This window comes from Parashewanella hymeniacidonis, assembly GCF_016900895.1.
Taxonomy (GTDB): Bacteria; Pseudomonadota; Gammaproteobacteria; order Enterobacterales; family Shewanellaceae; genus Parashewanella; species Parashewanella hymeniacidonis.
Window position 1 is genome coordinate 1 of record NZ_JAFEUN010000272.1, and the last position, 1,331, is coordinate 1,331.

General features: G+C 40.1%; 1 protein-coding gene. It reads right to left on the reverse strand.

Annotated features, from left to right (window positions below):
- Positions 1-1,207 (reverse strand): ISKra4 family transposase (locus tag JQC92_RS22275; RefSeq protein ID WP_205001715.1); only part of this gene is annotated, 1,207 nt, incomplete at its 3' end.
- Between the last annotated feature and the right edge of the window lie 124 nt (positions 1,208-1,331).

The window sequence follows — 1,331 nt, forward strand, 5'->3', positions numbered from 1 at the left end:
ACTTATCGATAGCCTCTCGTTGTCTCAAATTTCGTTTTGTCGCACTGATACCAAGCCCTTTGGCCACTTGTGAAGCTTTACCACTCAAGATTTCTGTCGCTTTTTTTTCTATCCAATCTTCGACTTCTGGATCACCTTTTTCAAATATGCACCATGCTGCTTTCCAGAGGTATTCAAGTACATGGATGAAATCCATAATAACGGTTGCCTTAATCTTGTGTTTTTTCATTATTTGGTGAATTTGTTTGAGTTGATGAGGGTGACCATCAACCAACACTATCCAATGACGCTTTTGCTCAGGATCTCGCTGTAACGCTTCTAAAAAAGCTTCCTCTATTACTATCCCAGCATTTCGTTCTATACTCGCCCAGACCCGTTTATTACGAGGTGGCACCCGTAAAGGACGAACATTTGAGTCGTTTGCTTTTGACATGATTGACTCTGGTGTTCGAGGGGCTGCTTTTGAGGTGTAAACCGCTGCCACCTGTGCCATTCGCTTGCGGTCTTTTTTCTCTCCTGAGCTTAATCGGCCTTTAAGCTTTTGTTTCTTAGCAGCTTTTTGAGTGCATTCTCTCAAACTATCGGCTTGCATAACGATACCTTTCGCATCCATCGTTAACACAAGTAAATCGGAGGTTTCTTCTGGGGTTATATATCTTTTTTGAAGGTAAAAATCGTCGAAGTCTTGTGCAACATCTTGTACTACTTGTCTTGCTTGTCGTTTCGGTACATGCGCACCTGTTGTGGTATCTATTGACGCAATAGCGTTATCATAGGAACCTCGAATGGCTTCTGTAATCAATCTCAGCCTGACGCCATCTGAGTATTTATCCTTGGGTAAGTTCAGCTTGCAATCCATAGGAAATAGGCTTGAACACTGACGTTGAGAGTATCCTTTACGTATAACAGAAACCTGACCAAATTGACTTTCTAAATTTCGTTTGCAGTTTGTTTTCAAATGACTCAAGTGAACATTGTCGTTTGAGTAGACTTGCTGATGAGTTTCTTCTGCCGTTTTATTATCAAGGAAACCTTGAAATAGGCATCGCAGCAACTCAGTGCCTTCCTTATCAAGATAAGCTTCTACCTTGCCATGTTCATCTTGCTTAACTTGCTTGTCTTCGAGCTGAGAAATAATCCGGTCAAATTGTAATTTAGCTTCAGAAAAAAATGAATATTCCAGTGAATGTGAGTAAGCTAGAGCCATGAAGGGAGCCTTTTTGTAGACTTATTGTGTGTCAGAACTAATAAGTACTATGAAATTGCTCCTTTCGCACTATATATTTAAGCTATCACACTGATAATTAATGATCTTTTAATAATATTCGTCG